General features: G+C 71.8%; 23 protein-coding genes and 1 riboswitch. Of the genes, 9 read left to right on the plus strand and 14 right to left on the minus strand.

Annotated features, from left to right (window positions below; all coding sequences use genetic code 11):
- Positions 1-266: 266 nt before the first annotated feature.
- Both FE633_RS17785 and FE633_RS17790 read left to right on the plus strand, forming a co-directional pair.
- Complete coding sequence (locus FE633_RS17785) at positions 267-1,538, plus strand: sensor histidine kinase (protein WP_138046145.1); 1,272 nt, start codon at positions 267-269, stop codon at positions 1,536-1,538.
- Entirely contained in the window at positions 1,472-2,155 is a 684-nt protein-coding gene (locus tag FE633_RS17790) for a response regulator transcription factor (protein ID WP_138046146.1), read from the plus strand. The genes FE633_RS17785 and FE633_RS17790 overlap by 67 nt, the downstream gene beginning before the upstream one ends.
- A gap of 19 nt (positions 2,156-2,174) precedes the next feature.
- Here FE633_RS17790 and FE633_RS17795 read toward each other — a convergent pair whose 3' ends face one another.
- Complete coding sequence (locus tag FE633_RS17795) at positions 2,175-6,143, minus strand: glycoside hydrolase family 2 TIM barrel-domain containing protein (protein ID WP_138046147.1); 3,969 nt, start codon at positions 6,141-6,143, stop codon at positions 2,175-2,177.
- A gap of 241 nt (positions 6,144-6,384) precedes the next feature.
- A riboswitch (cobalamin riboswitch) is annotated at positions 6,385-6,586 on the plus strand.
- Positions 6,587-6,656: 70 nt separating this feature from the next.
- Here FE633_RS17795 and FE633_RS17800 point away from each other — a divergent pair.
- The 5 genes from FE633_RS17800 to FE633_RS17820 all read left to right on the plus strand — a co-directional run bounded on the left by FE633_RS17800 (position 6,657) and on the right by FE633_RS17820 (position 11,013).
- The gene (locus tag FE633_RS17800) at positions 6,657-7,709 is read left to right on the plus strand and encodes an ABC transporter substrate-binding protein (RefSeq protein ID WP_138046148.1); all 1,053 of its coding nucleotides are present in this window, start codon (positions 6,657-6,659) and stop codon (positions 7,707-7,709) included.
- Positions 7,710-7,716: 7 nt separating this feature from the next.
- Positions 7,717-8,769 carry a FecCD family ABC transporter permease gene (locus FE633_RS17805; RefSeq protein ID WP_138046149.1) on the plus strand — a complete coding sequence of 351 codons (1,053 nt, stop codon included), beginning with the start codon at positions 7,717-7,719 and terminating at the stop codon, positions 8,767-8,769.
- A complete protein-coding gene (locus FE633_RS17810; protein ID WP_138046150.1) occupies positions 8,766-9,563 on the plus strand; it encodes an ABC transporter ATP-binding protein in 798 nt (265 codons plus the stop codon). The genes FE633_RS17805 and FE633_RS17810 overlap by 4 nt, the downstream gene beginning before the upstream one ends.
- Before the next feature lie 74 nt (positions 9,564-9,637).
- The gene (locus FE633_RS17815; RefSeq protein WP_138046151.1) at positions 9,638-10,528 is read left to right on the plus strand and encodes an AraC family transcriptional regulator; all 891 of its coding nucleotides are present in this window, start codon (positions 9,638-9,640) and stop codon (positions 10,526-10,528) included.
- Between the two features lie 59 nt (positions 10,529-10,587).
- Complete coding sequence (locus tag FE633_RS17820; protein WP_138046152.1) at positions 10,588-11,013, plus strand: VOC family protein; 426 nt, start codon at positions 10,588-10,590, stop codon at positions 11,011-11,013.
- Here FE633_RS17820 and FE633_RS17825 read toward each other — a convergent pair.
- The 9 genes from FE633_RS17825 to FE633_RS17865 form a co-directional block, all read right to left on the minus strand.
- Positions 10,992-11,405, minus strand: coding sequence for a (2Fe-2S) ferredoxin domain-containing protein (locus tag FE633_RS17825; protein WP_171060004.1), 414 nt, complete (start codon positions 11,403-11,405; stop codon positions 10,992-10,994). The genes FE633_RS17820 and FE633_RS17825 overlap by 22 nt on opposite strands.
- Positions 11,406-11,465: 60 nt before the next feature.
- Complete coding sequence (locus FE633_RS17830) at positions 11,466-11,975, minus strand: O-acetyl-ADP-ribose deacetylase (protein WP_138046154.1); 510 nt, start codon at positions 11,973-11,975, stop codon at positions 11,466-11,468.
- Positions 11,972-13,381, minus strand: coding sequence for a phytoene desaturase family protein (locus tag FE633_RS17835; protein ID WP_138046155.1), 1,410 nt, complete (start codon positions 13,379-13,381; stop codon positions 11,972-11,974). The genes FE633_RS17830 and FE633_RS17835 overlap by 4 nt, the downstream gene beginning before the upstream one ends.
- Positions 13,382-13,488: 107 nt before the next feature.
- Positions 13,489-14,316, minus strand: coding sequence for an inositol monophosphatase family protein (locus tag FE633_RS17840; protein WP_138046156.1), 828 nt, complete (start codon positions 14,314-14,316; stop codon positions 13,489-13,491).
- Between the two features lie 46 nt (positions 14,317-14,362).
- On the minus strand, positions 14,363-16,225 hold the full coding sequence (locus FE633_RS17845; RefSeq protein WP_138046157.1) for a gamma-glutamyltransferase family protein: 1,863 nt from the start codon (positions 16,223-16,225) through the stop codon (positions 14,363-14,365).
- A gap of 90 nt (positions 16,226-16,315) precedes the next feature.
- Positions 16,316-17,278 carry a hypothetical protein gene (locus FE633_RS17850; RefSeq protein ID WP_138046158.1) on the minus strand — a complete coding sequence of 321 codons (963 nt, stop codon included), beginning with the start codon at positions 17,276-17,278 and terminating at the stop codon, positions 16,316-16,318.
- Positions 17,275-17,541: a hypothetical protein gene (locus FE633_RS17855; RefSeq protein WP_138046159.1), complete on the minus strand. Its 267-nt coding sequence runs from the start codon at positions 17,539-17,541 to the stop codon at positions 17,275-17,277. The genes FE633_RS17850 and FE633_RS17855 overlap by 4 nt, the downstream gene beginning before the upstream one ends.
- A gap of 72 nt (positions 17,542-17,613) precedes the next feature.
- Positions 17,614-19,851 (minus strand): CHAT domain-containing protein, encoded by a 2,238-nt coding sequence (locus tag FE633_RS17860; RefSeq protein WP_138046160.1) that lies wholly within the window; start codon positions 19,849-19,851, stop codon positions 17,614-17,616.
- On the minus strand, positions 19,848-20,768 hold the full coding sequence (locus tag FE633_RS17865) for a hypothetical protein (protein ID WP_138046161.1): 921 nt from the start codon (positions 20,766-20,768) through the stop codon (positions 19,848-19,850). Before FE633_RS17865 ends, FE633_RS17860 begins: the two co-directional genes overlap by 4 nt.
- A 157-nt stretch (positions 20,769-20,925) precedes the next feature.
- On the opposite strand from FE633_RS17865, the gene lplAB reads away from it, so the two are divergent.
- Positions 20,926-21,990 (plus strand): lipoate-protein ligase LplAB, encoded by a 1,065-nt coding sequence (lplAB, locus tag FE633_RS17870; RefSeq protein WP_171060005.1) that lies wholly within the window; start codon positions 20,926-20,928, stop codon positions 21,988-21,990.
- A 22-nt stretch (positions 21,991-22,012) separates the two neighbouring features.
- Here lplAB and FE633_RS17875 read toward each other — a convergent pair whose 3' ends face one another.
- The 4 genes from FE633_RS17875 to FE633_RS47310 are packed head-to-tail and all read right to left on the minus strand — an operon-like array spanning position 22,013 to position 24,740.
- The gene (locus FE633_RS17875) at positions 22,013-22,660 is read right to left on the minus strand and encodes a DUF4232 domain-containing protein (RefSeq protein WP_171060006.1); all 648 of its coding nucleotides are present in this window, start codon (positions 22,658-22,660) and stop codon (positions 22,013-22,015) included.
- A gap of 35 nt (positions 22,661-22,695) precedes the next feature.
- Positions 22,696-23,475: a response regulator gene (locus FE633_RS17880; protein WP_171060007.1), complete on the minus strand. Its 780-nt coding sequence runs from the start codon at positions 23,473-23,475 to the stop codon at positions 22,696-22,698.
- Positions 23,472-24,572, minus strand: coding sequence for a sensor histidine kinase (locus FE633_RS17890; protein ID WP_138046165.1), 1,101 nt, complete (start codon positions 24,570-24,572; stop codon positions 23,472-23,474). The genes FE633_RS17880 and FE633_RS17890 overlap by 4 nt, the downstream gene beginning before the upstream one ends.
- A 9-nt stretch (positions 24,573-24,581) precedes the next feature.
- Positions 24,582-24,740, minus strand: a complete 159-nt coding sequence (locus FE633_RS47310) for a hypothetical protein (RefSeq protein WP_171060008.1) — start codon at positions 24,738-24,740, stop codon at positions 24,582-24,584.
- Between the two features lie 33 nt (positions 24,741-24,773).
- On the opposite strand from FE633_RS47310, the gene FE633_RS17895 reads away from it, so the two are divergent.
- Positions 24,774-25,469 (plus strand): carboxymuconolactone decarboxylase family protein (locus tag FE633_RS17895; RefSeq protein ID WP_138046166.1); only part of this gene is annotated, 696 nt, incomplete at its 3' end.

The raw sequence follows: 25,469 nt of genomic DNA on the forward strand, positions 1-25,469 counted from the left end.
TCCCGGACGTGCTCATCCAGGACGTGCTCATCCAGGACGTACTCATCAAGGACTACGCGCGGGCGGCACGTACTGCGTTCTCAGTAGGCGGGATTGTCGGCAGGCGCACGACGACGCCTGGGGCCGTCCTCGGAGAGCCTGGGGAGGTCCCCGAGATCAGATGTGGAGACCTCCTGCCTCATGGCTGTCGGCCGTTCTCCGGACGCGGGGCCGTTCCCGGCCGCGGCGTCGTCCATCATGGTCCCAGCCTCTGACCGGAGTACCTGATGACTCTCAGCCTGGAGCGATACACGGATCGTCATCCCCGTGCCGCCGACTCGGCGGCGGCCTTCGTGCTGTTCATCTTCGCCGTCCTCGGCGCCTCGCTGACCATCCCGGACGTCGAAAGGCCGCATCAGCTGCTGCCCGCCGTGCTGCTCGCGGCGGTCTCCTGCATCGCGCTGCTGAGGCATCGCGACTATCCGCGCACCACCGTCATCATCACCACGGTCTGTGCCATGGCCGCCAGTGGGATGGGCTACATGCTCAACCCCCTCCTGCTGGCACCGGTCATGGCGGCGCTCTACTGGCTGGCCGCTCTCACCGACCGCAGGACCGCACGCGCGTACCTCCTGGTCACCGTCTTCCTGCTGGTGTCCAACGCGGTGATCACCGATCGGCTCGCCTATCCGCTGGTCCTCAAGACGCTCGCCCCCACCATCTGGGTACTGCTGCCGGTCGTGGCCGGCAGCGCGGCCCGACTGCGGATCTCCTACATGGAGGCCGTGCAGGCCCGCGCCGACCACGCCGAACGCACCCGCGAGGAGGAGGCACGCCTGCGGGTCGCCGAGGAGCGCATGCGCATCGCCCGCGAGCTGCACGATGTCGTCGCCCACCACCTGGCTCTGGCCAACGCCCAGGCCGGCACCGCCGCACACCTCTCGCGCACCCACCCCGACCGGGTCCCGCAGATCCTCGACGACCTGTCCGGTACGACGTCCTCGGCGCTGCGCGAGCTCAAGGCCACCGTCGGCCTGATGCGCCAGGCGAACGACCCCGACGCCCCGCTGGAACCGGCCCCCGGACTCGCGCGGCTCCCCGAGCTGACGGACGCGTGCCGGACCGCCGGTCTCGAGGTCACCGTCACCACGGAAGGCATACCGCGGCCCCTGTCGCCAGGAGTGGATCTCACCGCGTTCCGTATCGTGCAGGAGGCCCTCACCAACGTCACCAAGCACGCCGCCGCGAAGGCAGCGAACGTACGGCTCGCCTACTCCCACGACCGCCTGACCGTCACGGTCTGTGACGACGGAACCACCACAGTGCCCGCCACCCCGTCGCCGGGCCGCGGCTTCGGCCTCATCGGCATGCGCGAGCGGGCCCACTCCGTCGGCGGTGACCTCCAGGCCGGCCACCGTCCCCAGGGCGGCTTCGAGGTGACCACGCAGCTGCCGCTGCACACTCACCCCAAGGAACCGGAAGAACAGATCACATGGCCATCCGCATCCTGCTCGCCGACGACCAAGCCCTCCTCAGAGCCACCTTCCGGATCCTCATAGACTCCTCCGACGACATGGAGGTGGTCGCCGAGGCCACCGACGGCAGCGAGGCGGTCGACCTCACCCGGGTCCACCACCCCGACGTCGTCCTCATGGACATCCGTATGCCCGGCACCGACGGCCTGGCCGCGACCGCCACCCTGTGCGCCGACCCGGACCTGTCCGCCACCCGCGTTCTCATCCTGACCACGTTCGAGACCGACAAGTACGTCGCCCAGGCCCTCCGTGCCGGCGCGAGCGGCTTCCTCGGCAAGGACGTCACCGCCGATGCGCTCCTCGACGGCATCCGCACCGTGGCCGCCGGCGAGTCCCTCCTCTCGCCCGTCGCCACGCGGACCCTCATCGGCCGCTTCCTCGCCACCCCGGAAGCCGGCAACCATCTGGCGCCGCCCGAACGTCTCGCCGCTCTCACCGCCCGTGAACGCGAGGTGATGGCCCTGGCCGCCGAGGGGAAGTCGAACAGCGAGATCGCCGACGACCTCGTGCTCAGCCCGCTGACCGTACGGACCCACGTCCAGCGCGCCATGACCAAGCTCGACGTACGCGACCGCGCCCAACTGGTCGTCATCGCCTACCAGTCGGGCCTGGTACGACCGACACCGCCGCCCGCGCAGTGACGGAGCCCGCCGCGATGCGCTACCCGGAGAACTCCCCTGCCGTGGGCCGGCGTGAGGCCGCCATCGCCCGGTCGACGTCGGTCAGGGGTCGCAGCCGGTAGGTGTAGGAGTAGTCGCGGTTGGCGAAGAGCTTGTACTCGTCGTGCGTGTGCGCGCCCCAGCTGTTGTCGCCGCCCACGCCCATCTGCCGGTGGTTCAGCCGCAGGACGACCGCGTCCCGCGGAGTGAGCTGGAAGTCGTGGCGCGTCCCGACCGACAGGTCCTCCGGGGTGAAGTGCGAGGCGTTGACCTCGAGGAGCGGCTCGCCGGAAACAAGCAGCCCCTCGCCGCTCCGGTCGGTCAGGGCGACCCAGCGGACGTCGGTCTTGTTGCCGTTCTCCTGCGGGCGGATGTAGGAGGTCCACTGCCCGGCGACGGTCCCGGAGTAAAGGCCCACATCGGTGCCGTCGTTGCGGTCCCAGTGGTTCTCCTCGGGGCCCCGCCCGTAGTAGTGCAGGCGGTCCAGGCGGCGCGGCAGGAAGAGCAGCGTGCCGACCTCCGGGATGTACGGCAGGCTCGCCGCGCCCGGATGCAGGGTGTTGTCGACCTTGATCTCGCCGTTGCCGAAGACCGTGTACGTGGTGGTGTACGTGGACTCGACGGTGGTCGGCAGCGTGCCGCTGACCTTGATCTCGACGGCTTTGTCGCGCAGCGCGCGCACGCTCACGTCGGTCACCTTGCGGCGGGCGCCGGCGTCGCGCCAGGTCTGGTTGCGGGTGTGCTGGCCGTTGCCGTAGTCGTTGTCGGTCGGCGCCCGCCAGAAGTTCGGCGCGGGTCCGGAGCTGATCAGCCGGGTGCCGCCCGCCTCGTACGAGGTGATGACCCCGCTCGACTTGTCGACGGTGACGGAGAAGCCCTTGCCGGAGAAGCCCTTGCCCGTGACGGTGACCGACGCGTCGCCGTCCTTGTGGCGCAGTGCGGGTACGCGCTCCAGCGGCACGGGCTTGACCACCGGGCTGTCGGCGGCGACGGCGAGTTGCCGCTTCGCCACCTCGAAGCCGGCCTTCGCCCACTTCGTGGGCTCCTTGGTGGTGAACGACAGCTGAAGGAAGTACTCGGTGCCCGGCGCCTGGTCGTCCGGCAGCTTCACGGGAACGGTGATCTCTTTGCTCGACAGCGGCGGAACGTCCAGTTGCGCACGGCTCAGCTTCCCGCGCTGCACCACCTCACCGTCGGCGACGAGGGTCCAACGGCCGTCGAATTCACTGACGTTGGTGAATAGGTACTCGTTGGTGAGGGTGACCCGCCCGGAGGTGACGGTGTCGCCGCCGGAGGCCGGTGCGGCGTTGATGGCCTGGTAGATCTGCTTGACCTCCGCGGCCTTGCCGGTGTGTCCGCGGTCGGCGGTGACGATGCCGTCCGCGACGAAGGCGCCGTCGTTGGGGTGGTCGCCCCAGTCGCCGCCGTACGCGAAGAAGGTGCGCTCCTTCGGCCGCTTCTCGGTGACCTTGACGGTGGCCGCGTCGAACCAGAATCGCACCCCGTCGCCGCCGGGGCCGCGCCCGTCGGATGCGAGCTCGGCCGCGGAGAGGGCGCGGGCGTAGACGCGCGCCCGACGGATCGTGCCGCTGAACTCCCGGGTCGGGTTGTCGGCGTCGGTGGCGAGCGTGAGCGGTGCGGTGTTGCTGCCGGGCCGCCGGGTGGTGGTTCTGGTGGCCTTCACCTCACCGTCGACGTAGAGGGTCAGCGTGCCCGCCTCCGCGTCGAAGACGCCCGCGATGTGGTGCTCCTTGCCGGTCCAGCCGTCCGGCAGCGCCCAGCTCGCGGTGACCCACTGGCCGCCGCCGTGGATGAAGAACTCCAGGTTCTTGTTCGTCTGCTTCAGGGCGTACTGGGTATCGCCCTTGGCGAGGAGGGGCTGGTGGTAGCCGGTCACATGCGGGGTGACCCAGGCCTCCAGCGTCAGGGAGCCGGTGATGTCGAGGCCGGTGTCGCGGGCGAAGGTGGTGCTGCCGGACACGCCCTTCTCGCGGTCGAAGGTCGCGCTGCCGGCCTGGATCTCACCGCGCAGCGCGGCCGGCCCGGCCTCAGTGAACAGCGCACGCGTGAGGGTCGGCCAGCTCAGGGACTGGTCGACGAAGTCCCAGATCCATCCGCCCTGCAGCACGTCGTGCCGCCGCACGACGTCCCAGTACTTCTTGAAGTTGCCGGTCGAGTTCCCCATGGAATGCGAGTACTCGATCATGACGTACGGGCGGGTGTCGCCGGTGTCCTTGGCGCGGGCCTCGACGCGCGCGGGGCTCTCGTACATCTCCGAGCGGATGTCGCTGATCTCCGGGCGGTCGTCGCCCTCGTACTGGATGACGCGGGTCGGGTCGTACGACCGGATCCAGTCGTGCATGGCGACGAACGTGCTGCCGCCGCCGGCCTCGTTGCCGAGCGACCAGATGACGACCGAGGCGTGGTTCTTGTCCCGGTGGACCATGTTCTGGGCGCGGGCCACGCAGGCCTTGCTCCAGTCGGCGTGGTCGCCCGGGTACTCGTCACGGATGCCGTGGGTCTCGAGGTTGGTCTCGTCCACGAGGTACAGGCCGTACTCGTCGGCGAGCTCGTACCACAGCGGGTTGTTGGGGTAGTGCGAGGTGCGGACGCTGTTGATGTTGATCCGCTTGAGGATTTCCATGTCACGGACCATGTCCGCGCGGGTAAGCGCCGTGCCGCGGTCGGGGTGCATCTCGTGGCGGTTCGTGCCCCGGAAGGACACGGGCTTGCCGTTGATGCGCATCAGCCCGTCCTTGAGCGCGAACTCGCGTATTCCGACCCGGTGCGACAGGGTCTCGATCACCTTGCCCGCCGGGTCGCGCAGCCGCAGTACGGCGGTGTAGAGGTAGGGGTGCTCGGCCGACCAGAGCTTCGGCGCGGGCACGGCTTTGGCGGCCCGTACGGAGACGTCCTCGCCGGCCGGAGCGGAGCCGAGGTCGACGGACTGCTGCAGCGGACGGGACCAGACGGCGTGGCCGCGCGCGTCGTAGAGCTGGGTCTCGACGGCGTACTTGCCGGAGTCCCGAGCGGCGTCCCCGTAGCCGCGCACACTCGCGGTCACGGACAGCTCGGCGGCCGTGCAGTCGTCGCTCAGCGGGGTGTCCAGCTTGAAGTCGCGCAGGTGGACGTCCGGCGTGGAGTAGAGGTAGACCGAGCGGAAGATCCCGCTCAGCCGGATCATGTCCTGGTCCTCCAGCCAGTCGCCGTCGGAGTAGCGGTACACCTCCACCGCGATCTGGTTGGTGCCGGGCTTGAGATGCGGGGTGATGTCGTACTCCGCGGGGACGTAGGAGTCCTCGTGGTAGCCCGCCAACTCGCCGTTGATCCACACGTAGTGGGCGGACTTGACGCCTTCGAAGTGCAGGAACGTCCGTCGTCCCGACCAGTTGCGAGGAACCGTGAAGGTGCGCCGGTACTGGCCCACGGGGTTGTAACGCGTCGGGGCGGCCGGCGGCTGCGCTTCCTCGCCCAGGCCGTTGGGGCCCCACCACGGGTAGGTGATGTTGATGTAGATCGGGAAGTCGTAGCCGTGCAGCTGCCAGGCCGAGGGGACGGGGATGGTGTCCCAGGAGGAGTCGTCGACGTCGGTGCGGTAGAAGTCGGTGTCCCGGTCGTCGGGGCGGTCCGCGTAGGCGAACTTCCACTTCCCGTCGAGGCTCTGGCGGTACGGCGAGCGCGTGCGGTCGCCGGCGAGTGCCTGTCTGACGTCCGCGTACGGCATGAGCGTGGTGTGCGGTGGCTCGGTCCCCAGCTGGAAAACGTCGATGTTGCCGTTCCACTCCGGAGATCCGTCCGCCGCCTCGCGCCGGCGGGCCGGGTGCGCCACGGCGGACGACGCGGACAGGGTGAGCGCGCCGAGGACGGCGGCTCCTCCCTCAAGGAGACGACGGCGGCTGACGACCGCCCGCTCGGGGCGGTGGGGCCGATCCGTGGGTGACACGTGTGGGTGGCGGTGCGGGTGCGGCATGACCATGGCCTTCCTCGGTACGACAGTGCGGTGCACGGACTGAGGGAGCGTCAGATCCTGTCGAAGCTGCGGACATACGGAAGTTGGTGTCAGGGCCAGAACGCGACTGCTGATGACTAAGACACCTGGTGAGCCAGAGAAACCCTAGAACCCGAACACATTCGGAGCAATGATCCTGTCGGACTTTGTTTGTTCCTGGTGTGTTCCTGAGGACTGACGACCCGGGGGTGTGAGGGGCCTGTGGTAGCTTGCCGGAGCCAGTCGTACTCGTGTGCGTACCCGTACGTGCACGGATCAGGGAATCCGGTGTGAATCCGGAGCTGACGCGCAGCGGTGAGGGCGACGGGCGAGGCAAACGGCCACTGGACGGCGATCGCGGTCCGGGAAGGCGCTTCGTCCGGGTGACCCCAAGTCCGAAGACCTACTGGCAGCCTCGGGCACCGAGAAAACGGCCGGGGGAACATCGTACGACCGGGCTTCGCGCATGAGCCCTCGACGCCGAAGGAAGCTTCCGTGCCGCTCGCACGCCCCGTCCGTCATACCGCCTTGTTCCTGGCCGGTGCCCTGCTGCTGACCGGCTGCGGCGGCTCCTCCGGCTCCTCCGGCTCGTCGGACAGGAGCCCCGCGAAGAGCAAGTCCGCCGGTTATCCGATCACGTTGGAGAACTGCGGGCGCAAGGTCCGCATCGACGGTCCTCCGCGGCGGGCCGTCTCCCTCAATCAAGGCACGACCGAGATCATGCTCTCCCTCGGGCTGGCCGACCGCATGGCGGGCACGGCCACCTGGACCGACCCGGTGGCGAAGGGACTCGAGAAGGCCAACGCCAAGGTGAAGCGGCTGGCCGAGGACGCGCCCTCCTTCGAGAAGGTGCTGGACACCGAACCCGACTTCGTCGCCGCCTCCTTCGCCTCCACCCTCGGCAAGGGCGGCGTGGCCCCGCGCGAGCAGTTCGACAAGCTCGGCGTGCCCACCTATCTCTCCCCCTCCGACTGCGTCGCCAAGGACAACAGCGGCGACGGCGACGGCGCGCGTACTCGGCCACTGACCATGGACGCCGTCTACGGTGAAGTGCGCGACCTGGCCAGGATCTTCGGCGTCGAGGCTCGCGGCGAGCAGCTCGTGGCCGCTCTGAAGGCCCGGGTGAAGAAGGCCACTTCCGGCCTCGACGCCGACGATGTCACTCTCCTGTACTGGTTCGCCAACTCCCAGTCCCCGTACCTGGCGGGCTGCTGCGGCGCCCCCGGCATCGTCACCCGCCGGATCGGTGCGAGGAACGTCTTCGACGACTCCCACGAGGAATGGCCCCAGGTCAACTGGGAGACCATTGCCGACCGCGACCCCGACGTCCTCGTCATCGGTGACCTGACCCGAAAGCAGCAGACCGCCGAGACCGCAGCCAAGAAGATCGAGTTCCTGGAGTCCGATCCCGTCACTCGGAACATGACCGCGGTGAAGGAGAAACGGTACGTGCTGCTGTCCGGACAGGCCATGAACCCGACGATCCGGACCGTCGAGGGCATCGAGAAGGTGGCGGCGGCGCTGCGCACCCACGAGCTCGCGGAATGAGCGCGGAATGAGCACCGCCCCGCTGACCGTCGCACCGGCCACGGTGCGCGGAGTGTGGCAGGTCCTGGCCTGGGCGGCCGGTCTTGCCGTGCTCTGCGCCTCGGTCGCCGTGGCGATCACCATCGGCCCGGCGGACATCGGCGTCGGTGACGTGTGGTCCGCGGTGGCGGCCCATCTGGGGTGGGGACACAGGGAGTTGACGCCCATCCGGGACGGCATCGTATGGAACCTGCGTCTCCCGCGGACCCTGTTGGCGGCCGTCTGCGGCGCGGGCCTCGCCGTGTGCGGCGCCGTGATGCAGTCGCTGCTGCGCAACCCGCTCGCCGACCCGTTCGTGCTGGGCGTCTCCTCCGGAGCCTCGACCGGGGCGGTGGTGGTCGTCGTACTCGGCGCGGGCGGCGGTGTCCTGTCGGTCTCCGGGGGCGCGTTCCTCGGCGCCGTGGTCTCCTTCGCGCTGGTGCTGCTGCTCAGCCACACCCTCGGCGGCACCACGGACCGGGTGGTGCTCGCCGGCGTCGCCGCCATGCAACTGTTCTCCGCGCTCACCTCCTTCGTCGTGATGACCGCAGCCGACGCGGAGACCACTCGGGGGGTGCTGTTCTGGCTCCTCGGCTCGCTCAGCGGAGCCGACTGGACCGATGCGAGGGTGTGCACGGCCGTGCTGGCGGTGACGCTGCTGGTCTGCGCCGGACACGCCCGCGCGCTCGACGCGTTCGCTTTCGGGCAGGACGCCGCCGCCTCGCTGGGCGTGTACGTGGCCCGCACCCGGCTGCAACTGCTGTGCGCGACCGCCCTGCTGACGGCCGCCCTGGTCAGCTCGGCCGGGGCGATCGGTTTCGTCGGCCTGGTGCTGCCGCACGCCGCCCGCGCGTTGACCGGATCCGGGCATACGCGGCTGCTGCCGGCCACCGCCCTGGCCGGGGCGGTGTTCCTGGTGTGGGTCGACACGCTCGCCCGTACGGTGCTGGACCCGCAGGAGGTACCGGTGGGCGTGGTGACCTCGCTGATCGGCGTACCGGCGTTCGTCGCCGTCCTGTACCGCACCAGGGGCACGCGATGACCGACCTCGACGAGACCACGGGGCTGCGCGCCGAGCGAGTCACCCGCACCGCCGACGGCACGTTGATCCTGGACGGGGTGAGCCTCACACCCCGCCCGGGCACGGTCACCGGTCTGCTCGGCCCCAACGGCTCGGGCAAATCCACGCTGCTGCGTCTCCTCGCCGGCGTGCTCGCCCCGGCCTCAGGTGTCATCACCCTGGATGGCCGCCCCTTGGATCAGGTGGGCCGCAGGGCGGTCGCGCGGCGCATCGCCGTCGTAGAGCAACAGGTCGACACCCAGGTCGCGTTGACCGTCCACGACGTCGTACGTCTCGGCCGGATCCCGCACCGCCGCGCCTGGACACCCACCTCCGCGGTCGACGAGGAAGCCGTCCGCACCGCCCTGGCCCGCACCGGTCTGACCGACAAGGCCCACCGGCCCTGGCACACCCTCTCCGGCGGCGAACGCCAGCGGGTCCAGATCGCCCGTGCCCTCGCCCAGGAGCCACGGGAACTGCTGCTGGACGAACCCACCAACCACCTGGACATCCAGCACCAACTGGCCCTGCTGGCCCTGATCACCGAACTCCGCCTCACCAGCGTCATCGCGCTGCACGACCTCAATCTGGCCGCGATGTACAGCGACCAACTGGTCGTCCTCAAACAGGGCAGGGTGGTGGCCTGCGGCAGCCCGCGTGACGTCCTCACCGCCAGCCTCATCGGCGACGTCTACGGCGTACGGGCTGCCGTCACCCGCGAAGGCCCCGACGACCGCCCCCACATACGGTTCCTGGGCGCACTCCCGCCCGGCTGAAGTGGTGGGCACCGACGGCCCTCGCTCGCAACCCGTCTGCTGCGCCGCGCGGGCGGGCGCAGGACAATGACCGCATGAGTGGCGCGTTCGTGGACGAGGCGGTGCGGGCGGCTCCGGCGCCGCCGCTGCGAGGGCTGGTCGGCTGGTACTCCGGCTACCGCCAGCGCGGCGTCCCGCACGCCCAGCACCGCGGGCTGCCCTCGCCGTGGCTGACGCTGATCCTCACGCTCGACGAACCCCTGAGCATGGCCGCCCACCCCGACCCTGGTGCCGCCCCCGGCGACTACCCCACCCTGCTGGGCGGCCTGCACCTCACGCCCGCACTCATCGACATCCCCGGACGGCAGTCCGGCATCCAGGTCGCGATCAGCCCGCTGGGCGCACGCATCCTGCTGGGACTGCCCGCGGGGGAACTGACCGGGATCGACGTCCACGCCGACGACGTCCTGGGCGCGGGAGTACGCGAGGTCCACGACAGGCTGCACGACGCCACCGACTGGGCCGCCCGCTTCCGCGTCGTCGACAACTGGCTGCTGCGCCGCATGTCCGATCACGAGGGCCTGAGGGCGACCTCCGCCGTCCCGATCGCGCACGCCTGGCAGCGACTGCTGTCCGCCGGCGGCCGCCTGCGCGTCGGCAAACTCGCCGCCGACATCGGCTTCAGCGAGCGGCACCTGCGCAACCGCTTCCGCGAGGAGATCGGACTCACCCCCAAGGCGGCCGCCCGGGTCATCCGCTTCGACCTGGCACGCCGCCGCCTGGCCACCCTCCCCCACTCCCGACTCCGCTCGATCGGGGGGACCCTCACCGGCCTCCCCGACCTCGCGGGCCTGGCCGCCGACCACGGCTACGCGGACCAGTCCCACCTCGACCGCGAGTTCAACGCCCTGGCCTCCTGCACGCCGAGTGCCTGGCTGGCGCAGGAGTTCCGAAACATCCAATCCGGTCACCATCCGCCGGCGTGACCCTGGTGGTGTCAACCGACTGATCCCCGCCGACTCCCGAGAGACCGGAGGCCAGCCCCATGACCAGTACGCCCGACACCGCCAAGCAACCGCCCGCCCCGCAGGTCTGGCCCACCCTGCGGGCCCACGACGCCCGCGCACTGATCCGCTTCCTCGTCGACGCCTTCGGCTTCGAGGAGACCGTGGTCTACGGCGACGGCGACATGGTCGAGCACGCCCAGCTCAGCCGGCCCGAAGGCGGCGGCATCATGCTCGGCTCCGTACGCGAGGGCCAGGAGAACGGCACCGGCCCGACGCCGCCCGGCGCCTTCAGCGCCTACGTCGTCACCGCCGACCCGGACGCCGTCCACGCCCGCGCCAAGGCCGCCGGTGCCGAGATCATCACCGACCTGCACGTCACCGACTACGGCTCCCGCGACTTCGCCGCCCGCGACCCCGAGGGCAACCGGTGGTACTTCGGCACCTATCCCGGCGAGCCGCGCTGACCCGACGCGACCCGGGACGTGGCGCGCCGCCGTGGCGGGGTGCAGGCATACAGGTCGAGGATCGCGGGCCGGGGAGCGATGCCGGGGCCGCCCGCCCGCACCCAGGCAACGATGTCCTCGGTCGCGTCGGGGTCGTTGACCAGGCCGAGCCAGACCGGCCGGGCACCGGCAGCGCGCCCGGCCGCGGAGGGCTGCACGACGATCACATTGGCTTGATCGCACACGTCCAGGCAGGTGGAGACGCGTACGGCCACGGCCTCGCCGAGACGTGCCGTCTGCTCCGCGTGATCCACGCCGGGCACTTTGGGACTGCCGCAGCAGCAGTCCCGGCACACGACGACCCGGCACGGTGCCGAGGCGACCGGCCCGTCCACCGGAGACCCCTTGCCCACCGGGGACCCCTCGCCCGCCGGTTCACCTGCCGCTCCCTCAGCCGACCTCACGTGGCGCCGTCAGCGGAGTTGCGCGGCGAACGCCTCGTACGCCCGCTCGTCGAACAGGACGAACCTGACCTCCTCGACCGCGCTCTGCGCGGCACGCACCGTCTCCACCGCGATACGGGCGGCGTCCTCCATCGGCCACCCGTAGATCCCGGCGGAGACGGCGGGAAACGCCACCGTACGAGCGCCGAGTTCGTCCGCGACCCGCAGCGACTCCCGGTAGCAGGAGGCCAGCAGCTCCGAGCGGTCCTCCTGGTGGCTGAAACGCGGACCGACGGTGTGGATCACCCACTGGGCGTCCAGTTCTCCCGCGGTCGTGGCGACCGCCTGCCCAGTGGGCAGGCCCTTGCCGTAGTCCGAGGCGCGGAGTTTGCGGCAGTCGTCGAGGATGGCGGGGCCGCCGCGCCGGTGGATGGCACCGTCGACACCGCCGCCGCCGAGCAGCGAGGAGTTCGCGGCGTTGACGATGGCGTCGACGCTCTGCCGGGTGATGTCGCCCTGGACGAGTTCGATGGCGGTCATGACTGCCTCAGCCTTCGCCATACGGCCTTGGCCGCGTTGTGCCCCGACATGCCGTGCACACCTGGCCCCGGCGGGGTGGCCGAGGAGCAGATGAACACGGCCGGATGGGGGGTGCTGTACGGGAAGAGGGACAGCTTGGGCCGCAGCATCAGCTGCAGTCCGGAGGCCGCGCCGCAGGCGATGTCACCGCCGACATAGTTGGCGTTGTGGGCGGCGATCTCGGGCGGGCCCGCCGTCGCGCGGGCCAGGACACGGTCCCGGAATCCCGGCGCGAACCGCTCCAGCTGCCGCTCGATCGCGTCGGTGAGGTCTCCGGTCCAGCTGTTCGGCACATGGCCGTAGGCCCAGAAGACCTGCTTCCCGTCCGGCGCCCGGGACGGGTCGACGACGCTGGGCTGCACGGTGATCAGGAACGGTACGTCAGGCGCCCGGCCTTCCCGCGACGCCGCCCGCAGCGCGGCACTGATCTCCGCGCTGCTCGCCCCTACCTGCACGGTCCCGGCGCGGCGCGCCTCCTTCGCCGTCCAGGGCACAGGCCCGTCCAGCGCGTAGTCGATCTTGAAGACGCTCGCTCCGTACCGGTACCCCTCGTAGTACCGCCCGAGGCCGGCGATCCGGCTGAGCGCGGCGGGCGAAGTGTCGAAGACGTACGCGCGCGCGGGCGGCAGGTCGTCGAGGCGCTTGACCTCGTAGTCGGTGTGGACGGCGCCGCCGAGGTCCTTGAGATACGCGGTGAGCGCGTCGGAGATCGACTGGGAGCCGCCGCGTGCGACGGGCCAGCCGCGGGCGTGCGCGGCCAGCGTGAAGACGAGGCCGACGGCGCTGGTGGCGAAGCCGCCCAGCGGGGCGATGACGTGCGCGACCAGCCCGGCGAACAGCGCCTTGGCGCGCTCGTCATGGAATCTGCGGGTCAGCCACGTCGAGGGCGGCAGGCCGACGAGGCCGAAGCGGGCGAGGGTGACCGGGTCGCGGGGCAGCGCGGTGAGCGGCAGGGACATGAAGTCCCGGGCGAGCGTGTCCCACCTGTGGAGGAACGGCTCGACCAGTCTGCGGTACGTCCCGGCGTCACGCGGTCCGAGGGACGCCGCGGTCTCGGCCACGGACCGCGCCAGTACGGCCGCCGAGCCGTCCGGGAAGGGGTGCGCCATGGGCAGGTCGGGGTGCAGCCACTCCAGGCCGTATCGCCCCAGCGGCATCGCGTTGAACGCGGGCGAGTTGACGCCGAGCGCGTGCGCGGCGGAACAGGGGTCGTGCCGGAACCCCGGCAGCGTCAGCTCTTCCGTGCGGGCACCTCCGCCGACGGTGCCGCGCGCCTCGAAGACGGCCACACTGAAGCCCCGGCGGGCCAGCTCCACGGCAGCGGTCAGTCCGTTCGGCCCCGCACCCACCACGACCGCATCGAGCATCGACGGCACCTTCGGACTCCTTTGTCAGCCGATGGCCACTCGGGATCAGGATATGCCGCGCCACCGACGACCCCGCAGCGCGGGTGCCAGGCTCCGCAGCGCGGGTGTCAGGCCCCGCGCGCCAGCAACCCCGCGACCCGGCGGGCCGTGGCGGCGTCGCGGGCCGCGGTGAACGGCAGCGCGTTCTTGCCGGTTATCCGGAACGGTTCGTTCGTGCGGGTCAGATGGGCGCCGCCCGCCTCCTCGACCAGGAGCAGGCCCGCGGCGTGGTCCCAAGCGGCTTCCCAGGAAAAGCCCGTGGCGTCCAACTCACCGCGTGCGACGGCGAGATACTCCAGTCCGGCCGAGCCGCAGGGGCGCGTCCGCACGCCCTCCACGCGCAGACCGAGCAGCGCGCGCTTCTGGTCGTCGGTCGTGAAGTCCGGGTGGGACGTGGCCACTTCGAGGGGGCGGTCGGGGTCGGGTGAACCGGAGCGCAGCCGCAGTCCTTCGAGATGGGCGCCCCCGCCGCGTACCGCCGTGGCGAACAGGTCGAGCGCCGGAGCGTACGTCCAGGAGGCGAACACCTCGCCGCCCAGCGCGAGCGCGACCAGCGTGCAGAAGCGCGAAGTGCCGTGCACGAACTGCCGTGTCCCGTCGACCGGGTCGACGATCCACACCGGCGCCTCGCCCCGAATCGCCTCGTACGACGCCGGGTTGGCGTGCACCGCCTCCTCGCCGACCACGACCGAGCCCGGAAGCAGGGCGATCAGGGCGGTCGTGAGGTATGCCTCGGCCTTGCGGTCGGCGTCCGTCACGAGGTCGTGCGGGCCGGTCTTCTCGTCGACCTCGTGCGCCGCGAGCTGCCGATAACGCGGCATGATCTCCGCGGCGGCCGCCTCGCGGATCACTCCCTCGACATCGGACGCCCTGCGGGCGAGAAACTCTTCGATCATGTCTCCATGACAACACGGGCCACCGACAATCCCTACCCGGGCAGGCTCAGCGTCCCACCGCGTATCCCTGCATGCCCCGGGGATTCGCCGCCGCCGACAGCACCCCCGTCTCCGGGTCCCGCGCGACCGCGCACAGCCGCCCCTCGGACCAGGCTCCGCCGACCAGGACGTCATGGCCCCGGCGGCGCAGCTCCTCGACGACGGCCGGGTCCGTCCGGGACTCGACGGTGACGTTGCCGGGGCGCATGCCGCGCGGGTAGAAGGAGCCGGGGAAGCTGTCGTTGTGCCAGTTCGGGGCGTCGATCGCGCCCTGGAGATCGAGTCCGCCCCGTACCTCGGCGCGCAGGGCGACGGCCAGGAAGAAGTGCAGTTGCCACTGGTCCTGCTGATCGCCGCCGGGCGTGCCGAACGCCATGACCGGCACCCCGTTCCGCAGGGCGAGCGAGGGCGTGAGCGTGGTGCGAGGGCGGCGTCCGGGCGTGAGGGAATTGGGCAGCCCCTCCTCCAGCCAGGCCATCTGGAGCCGGGTGCCGAGCGGGAAACCCAGCTCCGGCACGACCGGGTTGGACTGCAGCCAGCCGCCGCTGGGCGTGGCCGCGACCATGTTGCCCCAGCGGTCGACGATGTCGAGGTGGCAGGTGTCCCCCCGCGTGCCGCCGTCCGCCGAGACGTCCGGCTCACCGGGCACCGGGGACAACGGACTTTTGGACACGGTCGGCTCCCCCGCCCCCGCCACAGTCGGCTCCCCCGCCCCCGCCACCCCGAGCGGATCGAACCTCGCCTCCCCGGCGGCCACCACGCGCGCGTGCCCGCTGAGCCGCGGAGTACGTCCCCCGGGGCTCCCGGGCCGCAGCTCGTAGGAGGCCTTCTCTCCGACGAGGGCTCGCCGCTCGGCGTTGTACTCCTCCGAGAGCAGATCCCCCAGGGGTACGTCGGCCGCGTCCCCGTACCACGCCTCCCGGTCGGCCATCGCGAGTTTGCAGCCCTCGACGAGCAGGTGGACGTACTCGGCGGAGCCGTACCGCGGCAGTTCCGGCGGCAGCAGGGCCAGCTGCTGGAGGAGGACCGGGCCCTGGCTCCAGGGGCCCGCCTTGCACAGCGTCCAGCCCTGCCAGTCGTAGGTCGCGGGAGCCTCGTAGGACGCGGACCAGGAGGCCAGGTCGGCTGCCGTCAGGGTGCCCGCGTGGCGTTCGCCACTGGTGTCCATGGTCGGCCGCCGTGCCTGACGCACCAGTGCCTCGGCGATGAAGCCCGTGCGCCAGATCCGCCGCGCGGCCTCGATCTGCGCGACGCGGTCGCCGCCCGCCAGGGAGGCCTCGCGGATCAGCCGCTGCCAGGTCGCGGCGAGCGCGGGGTTCCGCAGCAGCTCGCCCGGCCGCGGGGACCGTCCGCCCGGCAGATACACGTCGGCCGAGGAGGTCCACTCGGTCTCGAAGAGCGCCCGTACGGTCTCGACGGTCTCGCCGACGCGCTCCACGGGCGCGTGCCCGTCCTCCGCGTATCCGATGGCGTACTTCAGGACGTCCGCCAGGGACTTCGTGCCGTGGTCCCGCAGGAGCAGCATCCACGCGTCGAAGGCGCCGGGCACGGCGGCGGCGAGCGGCCCGGTGCCGGGTACGAGATCCAGACCGAGTCCCCTGTAGTGGGCGACCGTCGCCCCGGCCGGTGCGACGCCCTGCCCGCAGAGCACCCGTACCTGGCTGCCCGCCGGGGCGAGGATGATCGGCACCTCGCCCGCCGGGCCGTTGAGGTGCGGCTCGACGACGTGCAGCACGAAGCCCGCGGCGACGGCGGCGTCGTACGCGTTGCCGCCGTCCTCCAGCACTGCCATCGCCGACTGCGAGGCGAGCCAGTGTGTGGAGGACACCATTCCGAAGGTGCCCTGGAGCGTGGGTCGGGTCGTGAACATGCCGCGTGCCACCTCGCCTGTACCTCGTGGTACCTCGCCGTACGGAGCGATCAAGGGCGATCAACCAGGAGCGATCAACCTCGGTACCGACTATGGCACCCGGGGCGCCGGTGGGGTGCGGGCGGACCCCGAGAACGGGACGTTGCGCAGATAGAACTGCGCCAGGTCGTCCCACAGGATGCGCTCGGCGGCGGGATCGTCCGGCACGGCGAGTTCGAGGTGGCGCAGCAGTGCGTGCCGGTGCAGGTCGAAGACGACCCGTACCTCCTGGCCGTAGGCGGTCGCTGCCTGGAGTGATGCCCGGTGGGCGGCCCAGGCCACCGGCCAGGCCAGCAGGGTGAGCGCCGCGAGCGTGGCGTGCCCGCCACGCAGCAGCACCACCGGCCAGACCGTGCCGAAGGCGGCGGACAGGCCCAGCAGGCTGATCGCGCTGTCGAGCGCGGTCCGGGCGGCCGTGACGCGGTCGGTCGCCTCCGGCGGGAGCAGCGGGCGCAGCCGGGCCCAGACGACCACCGCGTCGATGCCGTAGCGCTCCAGGGGGTAGTACTCGGCGGCGCGCAGCCGGTTGCCGAGCGCCGTGGGCAGACAGCCCTGCTCCAGCCGGGGCGGTGGTGGATAAGCCGTCAGCAGCTGTGCTGCCAGCGTCGAGCCGCCGGTCCGCTCCCCCGCGTCGTGCAGCTCCCTGACCCGGTCCCAGCCCGCGCGGGCCTTGCTCCGCTGCCGCTCGGTACGGCGGCGCGCCAGGCCGCGCAGCAGCGCCGTCTGCGGCCAGTAGCCCTCCAGGAGACGCAACAGGGGCAGGTGGAAGAGCGCGAGGACGTACGCCGCCGCGATCAGGCCCAGCAGGATCCACAGGGCCGCCATGAGCTGCCCGGAGGCGCTGTACTGCTGCCAGGCTCGCAGCGCGTCGCCCGGCGTGTGGTCCGTCGCCGCGAGCGCTGCGAGCCCCGAGCCGCCGGCGGCGACGAGGACCGGGAGCAGGACGGCGATCAGGAACCGGGAGCCCAGGATGCGTTCGGCGCTGCCGAGGCCGACTTCGAGGAGAGTGTTCACCGCACCTTCCGGACCATCAGGTCACCTCTGCTGCAGCGCGGCGGGGACAGCGGATCGTAGTAGTCGACGACCAGTTCCTCCGCGTGTTCGGCGCACGCGAAGAGCAGGACGGTCAGCGGGTACCCGGGCAGGCCGTCGTCCCCGTAGGCGCCGCTGTTGCCGGGCACGGGCATGTGGTTGTCCCGTGTGACGATGTCGTCATCTTCGGGGCGCCTGGGTTCCACGGGCTTGATCGGCTTCACGGGCTCGGTGTCATCGCCCATCGATGTCTCCTTTCCTCAAGTTCCTCAAGAAGTCCCCTCAAGACGTCCGGTTCCTGAGAGGTCCGCCGTACGTCACAGACTTCCCAGCACCGTGAAGGCGCCCCACAGCCCCGGATGCGCGAACCGCGGGTCCGCCATCACCGCGAGCTGTGCGCGTCGCGTCGCCTGGGCCAATCCGACGCCCGGGGCGGCGAGTTCGCCGTACAGGGCTTCGTTGAACGCGAGTGCCGCGTCATCGCGCACGGGCCACAGCGGGGCGACGACTGTCTCCGTGCCGGCCGCCAGGAAGGCCGCGGCGAGCCCTTCTCCCTCGCCGCCGAGACTGCGCCGCTCGGCGCCCGTGCGGCAGCCGCTGAGGTTGACCAGGCGCGGGGCCCTGGGCGCGCAGGCGATCTCGAAGGCGAACAGGGGCCGGTCGGCGAGCAGGATGCGGGCCATGTTCGGCTGCGCGGGTTCGAAGGCCGCGTGGCCGGCGATGTGCAGGACGTCCGCCGTGCCGAGCGCGCCGAGCGTCGCGCCCGCGGTGGCCTGGTCGTCGTACAGCCCGGTCGTGTGGGGGAACGCCGCACGGACGGCCGCGGCCTCCGCGCGCAGCGCCGGGAGTTCGGGAAGCAGCTCGTAGCGGGGCTGCCGGACCGCGGCGACGACGGCCTTCGAGGAGCCGCCGGCGAGCGGCCCGCGCCGTCCGCCGTTCGAGCCGAGCGGTGCCAGGGAGGGCAGGGCGCGGACTTCGGCGCTCACGACCAGGGGCCTGCCCCGGAAGGGAGCGGCGTGGAACGGGAAGTCCTCCAGGACTCCGTGGGCGGTGACATACACGCGGGATGCCGTCTCCAGCAGGTCGGCCACCGGCTCCAGGACGGCCTCGCCGAGCCGGTGCACGCTGTCCGTCCCGGTCCGCCGTACGCATTCGTCGTGCGCGAGAGCGGTCAGTTCCGCCGCCTCGTCGGCGGACAGGTCCAGCGGCAGGTGGCGCACCGTGCCGTCGTGGACGGCGAAGACGATGACCTTGCCGAGGTCGTCCCGGCCGTAGGCCAGGGCGAGTTCGCCGGGTCCCACGGCTCGGGGGATGGTGAAGGCCAGTTCCTCGACGGTGGTGCGGCCTGGGCGCTCGCTCCGTCCCGTCTCGTGGAGAAGGGTGTCCCGGGTCTCCAGCAGGGCGCGCGCCCGGTCGTTGTGGTCGAACAGCTTGGCGTGGTCCCTGGCCACCGCGGCGCCGGTGGCCCTGCGCGCCAGCTCCGACACCTGTGCGTCGATGTTGCGCAGCGCGTCGGCCGCGACGGGTGGGGGTGCGTCGTCCGGGCGCACGGGCCGGCGGGTGGCCATCGCGGCGAGGACGCCGACGGCCAGATCCGGACGGCCGATGTGCAGGGCCGAGCCGACGGCCCTGCCGAAGAGCGTGACGCTGTTCTCCAGGTAGTGGGTACGGCCGGGCAGGGTGACGGTGTCGAGATGGGCGAACCTGGCGTCGATCGCCCGCATGTAGGCGTCGAGCCCTTCCGTGATGCGTTCCTGACGGATCCTCAACTCCGCGGTGGCCGCGAGCAGATCGAAGGAGTTCCCCAGGTGGCCGCCTTCCCGACGCCAGGCGCCCAGCGCGGCTTCCGCCTCGTCGACGAATCCGATGCGGGTGAGGGCACGGACGCGCTGGTCGTGCAGGAACTCGGTGAAGTGGGCGTGGCCCACGGGTAGTTGGCCGCCGGGCTCGCTGGTGAGGCGCTCGCCCACCCGCTGTCCGGCCTCGGCGTGCAGCAGCGCCTGCTCGTACAGCCCGAGGCGGCTCATGAGCGCGGCGAGCCGCGCGTGGGCGGCGCGCAGCCCATGGTCGTCGCCCACGTCCTCGAGGAGCGCGCGGCCGCGTTGGTACGCGGTCATGGCGTCCGGGATCCTGCGGAACCCCACCAGGGCCCGGCCCAGCTCCACATAGCCCCGGCCCTCGTGACGCGGCAGGTTCCTGCCACGGAATCCGTCGAGTGCCGTCAGGATCAGGCGCACATGGCGCCGGGGATTGGCCGCCGCGCGCTGCGGATTTCCGCCCAGGGCGGCGAGGGTCTGCGCCCCGAGCGCCGGGCCGACGCCGTGCCGGGCCATGGGCGTCAGCGCCTCCCAGGCCGCGGCCATCATCATCTCCCAGGTCATGGTCGAATTGGTCCCCAGCCGGCGGATGTAGTCGGTGGGGACCAGGAAGACCTGTTCGACGAGATGGGCGTGCGTCAGCGCGCCGGGTCCCAGGTCGATCATCGAGAACTCGTCGTCGCGTTGGGCGGCGAAGTACTCGTCATAGACGGAGTCCCGCTTCGGCGTGGCGTTCACCAGCCGTCCCCCGGCAGGTCGACGAGTTGGGCGACTTCATCGGCGAGGTCGGCCTGTTCGCCGGCGCCGTACATCCTCAGGATGGCCGACAGGGCCCGCCACAGGTTCACGTCCTCCTCCAGCCACATCACATCGGACAGGGCAAGCTCGCGCAGCGCGGCCCAGTCACCGGCCGCGAAGGCCCGGCCGCGGGCGTCGACCCGTGCCGCCAACTCGGCCTCGGTGGGCTCCTGTTCGTCGACGAGTCGGCGCATCAGCTCGCGCTCCAGGCCCGTGGGGTCGGTCCGCCAGTCCGTCAGGTCCAGCAGTTCGGCCACGCGCCGGATGTGGCCGAGCGCGTACGCCCTGCGGGCCGTGTCGAGCACGGACCGCAGATGATGGCCGGCCGAGTCGCCCATGGGAGAGCGGACGAGAACGGACAGCGCGAGATCGGGGCGCTGCTGCAAGTCGTAGCAGCGGGCGAGGAGTTGCCCGGTGGCGAACTGTCCCGCCTCGCCGAGTTCGAGGGCCCCGGCGGCGACGACCTCGTTGATGAGATGCTCGGGCGGCATCCCCGCCCGCAGTCCGTACAGAGCGGCCGACAGCGCGACCTGGGCCAGATTGCCGCGCATGCCCTCCGCGAACGTGGCGTCGTCCGTGTCGTCGTTCCCCGCGAGACCGAGGTCCACCGCGCGCAGCCAGCGTGTGTACCGCCGCACCTCATGGATCATCAACTGCCGTGCCGCTTCCGGTCCTTCGCGCAGGCTCTCCCGCTCGGCCCGCTCGTGCACCGATTCCGCGTCGGCGTACAGGGTCTCCTCGAAGGGCTCCTCGGGCCCGTCGTCGAGCGCCCTCGCCAGACCCGCCTCAATGGCCAGCGACTCGCGTATGTAGTCCTCGTCGCCGCGTATCGTGAATCCGCCCCGCCCCGACTGCATACCAGCAGGGTAGCCCCGTCGATCACATGGCCGGCGCGGAATGCCACGTGATCGGGCAGCATCGTCGATGTGCTCGGCAGCCCAGGTGATCGGAATCAATCGCACCGTGCCGGCGTTGATCCCGTTGTTCCCCGGGGGACGGAACGGAGGCGGATCGGTGCACGGTGAGTACAAGATCCCCGGCGGCAAGCTCGTCGTCGTGGATCTGGACGTCCAGGACGGAGTCCTGCGCCGCGCGCGCGTGGCGGGCGATTTCTTCCTCGAACCGGACGAGGCACTGGACGCAGTGAACGACGCGTTGAACGGCGCCCCGGCCGCCACCGACGCGACGGGCCTCGCCGCCCGCGTCGAGGCCGCGCTCCCCGAGGGCACCGTCATGTACGGCCTGACCTCGGAGGGCATCGGGATCGCCGTACGCCGCGCCCTCGCGCACGCCACCGACTGGACCGACTACGACTGGCAGCTCGTCCGCGAGGGCCCGCAGCCGCCCGCGCTGCACATGGCCCTCGACGAGGTGCTGACCGCCGAGGTCGCCGCGGGCCGCCGTCCGCCGACTCTGCGGGTGTGGGAGTGGGGCGCTCCCGCCGTGATCATCGGCAGCTTCCAGTCGCTGCGCAACGAGGTCGACGCGGCGGGAGCCAGGCGCCACGGTATCGAGGTCGTGCGCCGTATCTCCGGGGGCGGCGCGATGTTCGTCGAGCCCGGCAACACGATCACGTACTCGCTCTCCGTGCCCCAGGCACTCGTCCAGGGCCTGTCCTTCCAGGACAGCTACGCGTATCTCGACGACTGGGTCCTCGGCGCGCTCGGCGACATGGGGATCAAGGCGTGGTACCAGCCGCTGAACGACATCGCCACGGAGGCGGGCAAGGTGGCGGGAGCCGCGCAGAAGCGGGTGGTCGGACCGGAGGGACGGCCCGGTGCGGTCCTGCACCACGTGACCATGTCCTACGACATCGACGCGGCCAAGATGCTCGAAGTGCTGCGCATCGGCCAGGAGAAGCTGTCCGACAAGGGCACCAGGAGCGCGAACAAGCGAGTGGATCCGCTGCGCCGGCAGACGGGGCTGCCGCGCGGGGCCGTCATCGAGCGGATGATCGGGTCGTTCCGGGGCCGGTACGGGCTCACGGACGGCAAGGTGACCGCGCGGGAGCTCGCGCGCGCGGAGGAGTTGGCGCGGACGAAGTTCAGCTCTCCGGAGTGGACGGCCCGGGTGCCTTAGGGCCTGTCCGGCGGATCAGGGCCTAGTCCTCCTGGGGCGCCCACGCCGTCGTGCCGAGGATGTTCTCGGGGCCGATGTCGAGGTAGTCCTCGGCGCGTACGGTCGCGAAGTCACGTCCCTTCTGGGGCGCGACGCGCAGATAGATGCCCTTCTCCACGTGCATCCGCCAGTACAGGCCGGCATGCGCGGTCTCGCCCGGAGCGAGGGTCACCGCCTTGGGTCCGGGGGCGTCCGGGGCCATGGGCACCTCGTCCGTGCCCTCGACGGTCCGTACTCCCGTGAGGGGGGCGCCCGTCTTGTCGAGCACCTGGACGGAGGGGAAGCCGTTCACCTTGTACGGCCGGTCACCGCAGTTGGTCATGGTGAGGCTCATGGCTCGCAGTCCCATGGCGGCATCGACCAGGCCGGTGCCGAAGCGCACACCGGACGGCGGGCACTCGCCCTCCTGTTGGACCAGCACGGTCGGCGAGGCCTCAGGGGTCGGGGTCGCGGGGTGCGGCGTGGTCCGTATCGGCGACGGTGGGGGCTTGGGGTCGGGGTCACGCTCGCGCTCCAGCTCGGCGGAGAGTCCGCAGCCGCTCGCGCACAGCGCCAGCACGCAGGCGAGGGCGGCGTACCGGGATGGCCTCCGGGCCGATCTCTGGGCCGACCTGCGGCGTATCGCGATCACCGGCCGATCATCGCACGCGGCTTCGGCGGAAGGGTTCACTCCGCGTGACCGCGCGCCCGGTCACGCGCCGCCACCAGGCCCGACTCGTACGCGAAAACGACCAGTTGGGCCCGGTCGCGGGCACCGAGCTTCGTCATGGCGCGACTGATGTGCGTCTTGGCCGTGAACGGGCTGATGACCATGTGGGCGGCGATCTCCTCGTTGGTGAGGCCGCGGGCGGCCAGCGCGGTGACCTCTCGCTCCCGCCGGGTCAGACTCTCCAGGCCGGGGGGCGTAGCCCGGTCCGGTGGCCGGGCGACGAATTCGCCGATCAGTGTGCGGGTGACGGACGGGGACAGCAGCGCCTCGCCACCGGCCACGACGTGGATGGCCTGGAGCAGATCGGCGGGCTCGGTGTCCTTGAGCAGGAACCCGCTGGCACCGGCGCGCAGTGCTTCGAAGACGTACTCGTCCAGGCCGTAGTTGGTGAGGATGACGACGCGTACGCCGGACAGTGCGGGGTCGGCGGCGATGCGGCGTGTGGTCTCGATGCCCGTCATCACCGGCATTTGGACGTCGACGAGGGCGATGTCCGGAACTCGCGCGCGCACCAGTTCGAGGCCCTGTCGGCCGTCCGCGGCCTCCCCCACGACCTCTATGCCGTCCTCGGCGTCCAGGAGGGCGCGGAACCCCGCGCGCATCAGCGCCTGGTCGTCGACCAGGGCCACGGTGACGGGACCACTCGGACCGCTGGGGCCGCTGGGACCACTCGGGCCGCTGGGACCGCTCGGCCCGCTGGGACCGCTCGGCCCGCTCGACCCGCTCGGCCCGCTCATGCCGCTTCCAGCGGCAGTCGGGCCCGCACCGAGAAACCGCCCTCCGCACGCGGGGCGGCGTGCAGCGTGCCGCCGAGCGCCGTGACGCGCTCCCGCATGCCGGTGAGCCCGATGCCCTCGGCGGGCGGGCGCGAGGGGTCGGCGGTTCCGTCGTCTTCGACCCGTATCGTCAAGTCACCCTCCCCGTAGTCCAGTTGGACCGTGACCTTGGCGGGCCCGGCGTGCCGGGCGGCGTTCGTGAGGGCCTCCTGGACGATGCGGTACGCGGCGCGGTCCACGGTCGCCGCCAGGGGGCGCTCATGCCCGGCCACGGTCAGGTCGACGGCGAGGCCCCCCGCGCGGGCGCGCTCCACGAGCACGGCCGGAGTGCCGGTGGGCTCGTCCGTGCGCAACACGTCGAGCGTGGCACGCAGTTCACGCATCGCCTCACCGCCGGCCTCCTGGATGGCGAGCAGCGCGGGCGGCACCTCCTCGCCCCGCTTGCGGGCGAGGTGGACGGCGACGCCCGCCTGGAGCTTGACGATCGAGATGCTGTGCGTGAGCGAGTCGTGCAACTCGCGGGCGATACGCAGACGTTCCTCGCCCGCCCGGCGCAGCGCCGCCTCCTCGCGGGTGCGCTCCGCCTCCAGTGCGCGCTGCTCGGTCTGGCGCAGGTAAGCCTGCCAGTTCTTGTCGGCCACGCCCGTGACCACGGCGCACAGGAACCAGCCGGCGAGCAGTGCGGTCTCCCGGGCCGCGTCCCCGGACGCCCCTCCCGCCGCCAGGTATCCGCCGAGGAAGACCGCTCCCGCTGCCGCCGCCACGGCCCGGTGGCCGGTCCGCCCCGCGGTGTGGACCGCGGCGACCACGGGCAGGGCGGCGGTGGCGGCAGGGCCGGCGTGCCACACATACGCGAGCAGGCAGACCGTGGTGACCGCGAGGACGCCGCGCGGCGCCGAGCGGTGGGCGGCGAGCGCCAGCGAACCGACCGCGATCAGCGCGTGGTCGAGCGGGCTCGCGCTCTCGCCGATCGCCGCCGCGAGCATGCCGACGGCGCCGACCACAGCGGCAAGTGCCGCGTCGGCCAGCCGGATTCGCCACCCGTGATCCCCGTGCATGTCCGCACCTTAGACCGCGGCACCGACCGTGACGTCCGTCGTGCGGACGGCTCTGCCGCTACTCCCGTCGTAGTAGTCCGCGTCCCGGCCGGACCGGTCGTCGTAGCGGCGATTGCCTTCGGGTGTACGACGCCCGCGGGCACCTTCCGGCGCCAAGGTTGCCGACATCACGAACCATCCGTCCGGCACTCGGAGGCCACCATGCCCACCCCCTTCCGCCACACGACCCCACCCCCGCCCCAGTCCGCGACGGGCCGCACCGCCGAGGTCTACGCCCAGCTCGCCGAAGACTTCGGCATCGAGCGGGCGGCCACCTTCGTGGTGCTGTCCTCCGCGCCCGAACTCCTCGCCCCCGCCTGGGCATTGATGCGCGAGTCGCTCATCGCGGGCGACGGCAGCCGGACCGGCAAGGAACTGGCGGCCCTCGGAGTCTCGGCGGCCAACCGCTGTCCCTTCTGCGTGGACGCGCACACCATGCTGCTCCACGCCACCGGGGACCACGCCCTCGCGGAGACCGTCGCGCGCGGCGAGACCCCCGCCGACGAGGGGCACGCGCGCGTGCTGGCGTGGGGCAAGGCGACGCGCACCCCCGGCGCCCCGGAGCTGACGCCCCTCCCCTTCCCGCGCGAGCACGCCCCCGCGTACGTCGGCACCGCCCTGTCCTTCCACTTCATCAACCGCATCGTGTCGGCGCTCCTCACCGAGAACCTGCTCCCCGGCAACGTCCAGCGATTCCGGGCGGTCCGGAGCCTGGGGGGCCGTGCGCTGTCCCGGACCGTGCGCCGCCGCGCCGTCCCCGGAGCGAGCCTTGCCCTCCTCGACGGCCCCGGCTGCGGCCCCGGCCCGCAGTGGGCCGCCGGCACGCCGGTGGGCCCGGCCTATGCGGCGCTGCGGGCC

The organism is Streptomyces montanus, assembly GCF_005786655.1.
GTDB lineage: Bacteria > Actinomycetota > Actinomycetes > Streptomycetales > Streptomycetaceae > Streptomyces > Streptomyces sporangiiformans.

Coding starts and splice junctions, on each gene's coding strand:
- FE633_RS17785 (WP_138046145.1), top strand. CDS start 267: ATGACTCTCAGCCTGGAGCGATACACGGATCGTCATCCCCGTGCCGCC.
- FE633_RS17790 (WP_138046146.1), top strand. CDS start 1,472: ATGGCCATCCGCATCCTGCTCGCCGACGACCAAGCCCTCCTCAGAGCC.
- FE633_RS17795 (WP_138046147.1), bottom strand. CDS start 6,143: ATGCCGCACCCGCACCGCCACCCACACGTGTCACCCACGGATCGGCCC.
- FE633_RS17805 (WP_138046149.1), top strand. CDS start 7,717: ATGAGCACCGCCCCGCTGACCGTCGCACCGGCCACGGTGCGCGGAGTG.
- FE633_RS17810 (WP_138046150.1), top strand. CDS start 8,766: ATGACCGACCTCGACGAGACCACGGGGCTGCGCGCCGAGCGAGTCACC.
- FE633_RS17815 (WP_138046151.1), top strand. CDS start 9,638: ATGAGTGGCGCGTTCGTGGACGAGGCGGTGCGGGCGGCTCCGGCGCCG.
- FE633_RS17820 (WP_138046152.1), top strand. CDS start 10,588: ATGACCAGTACGCCCGACACCGCCAAGCAACCGCCCGCCCCGCAGGTC.
- FE633_RS17830 (WP_138046154.1), bottom strand. CDS start 11,975: ATGACCGCCATCGAACTCGTCCAGGGCGACATCACCCGGCAGAGCGTC.
- FE633_RS17835 (WP_138046155.1), bottom strand. CDS start 13,381: ATGCTCGATGCGGTCGTGGTGGGTGCGGGGCCGAACGGACTGACCGCT.
- FE633_RS17840 (WP_138046156.1), bottom strand. CDS start 14,316: ATGATCGAAGAGTTTCTCGCCCGCAGGGCGTCCGATGTCGAGGGAGTG.
- FE633_RS17845 (WP_138046157.1), bottom strand. CDS start 16,225: ATGTTCACGACCCGACCCACGCTCCAGGGCACCTTCGGAATGGTGTCC.
- FE633_RS17855 (WP_138046159.1), bottom strand. CDS start 17,541: ATGGGCGATGACACCGAGCCCGTGAAGCCGATCAAGCCCGTGGAACCC.
- FE633_RS17865 (WP_138046161.1), bottom strand. CDS start 20,768: ATGCAGTCGGGGCGGGGCGGATTCACGATACGCGGCGACGAGGACTAC.
- FE633_RS17880 (WP_171060007.1), bottom strand. CDS start 23,475: ATGAGCGGGCCGAGCGGGTCGAGCGGGCCGAGCGGTCCCAGCGGGCCG.
- FE633_RS17890 (WP_138046165.1), bottom strand. CDS start 24,572: ATGCACGGGGATCACGGGTGGCGAATCCGGCTGGCCGACGCGGCACTT.
- FE633_RS47310 (WP_171060008.1), bottom strand. CDS start 24,740: ATGTCGGCAACCTTGGCGCCGGAAGGTGCCCGCGGGCGTCGTACACCC.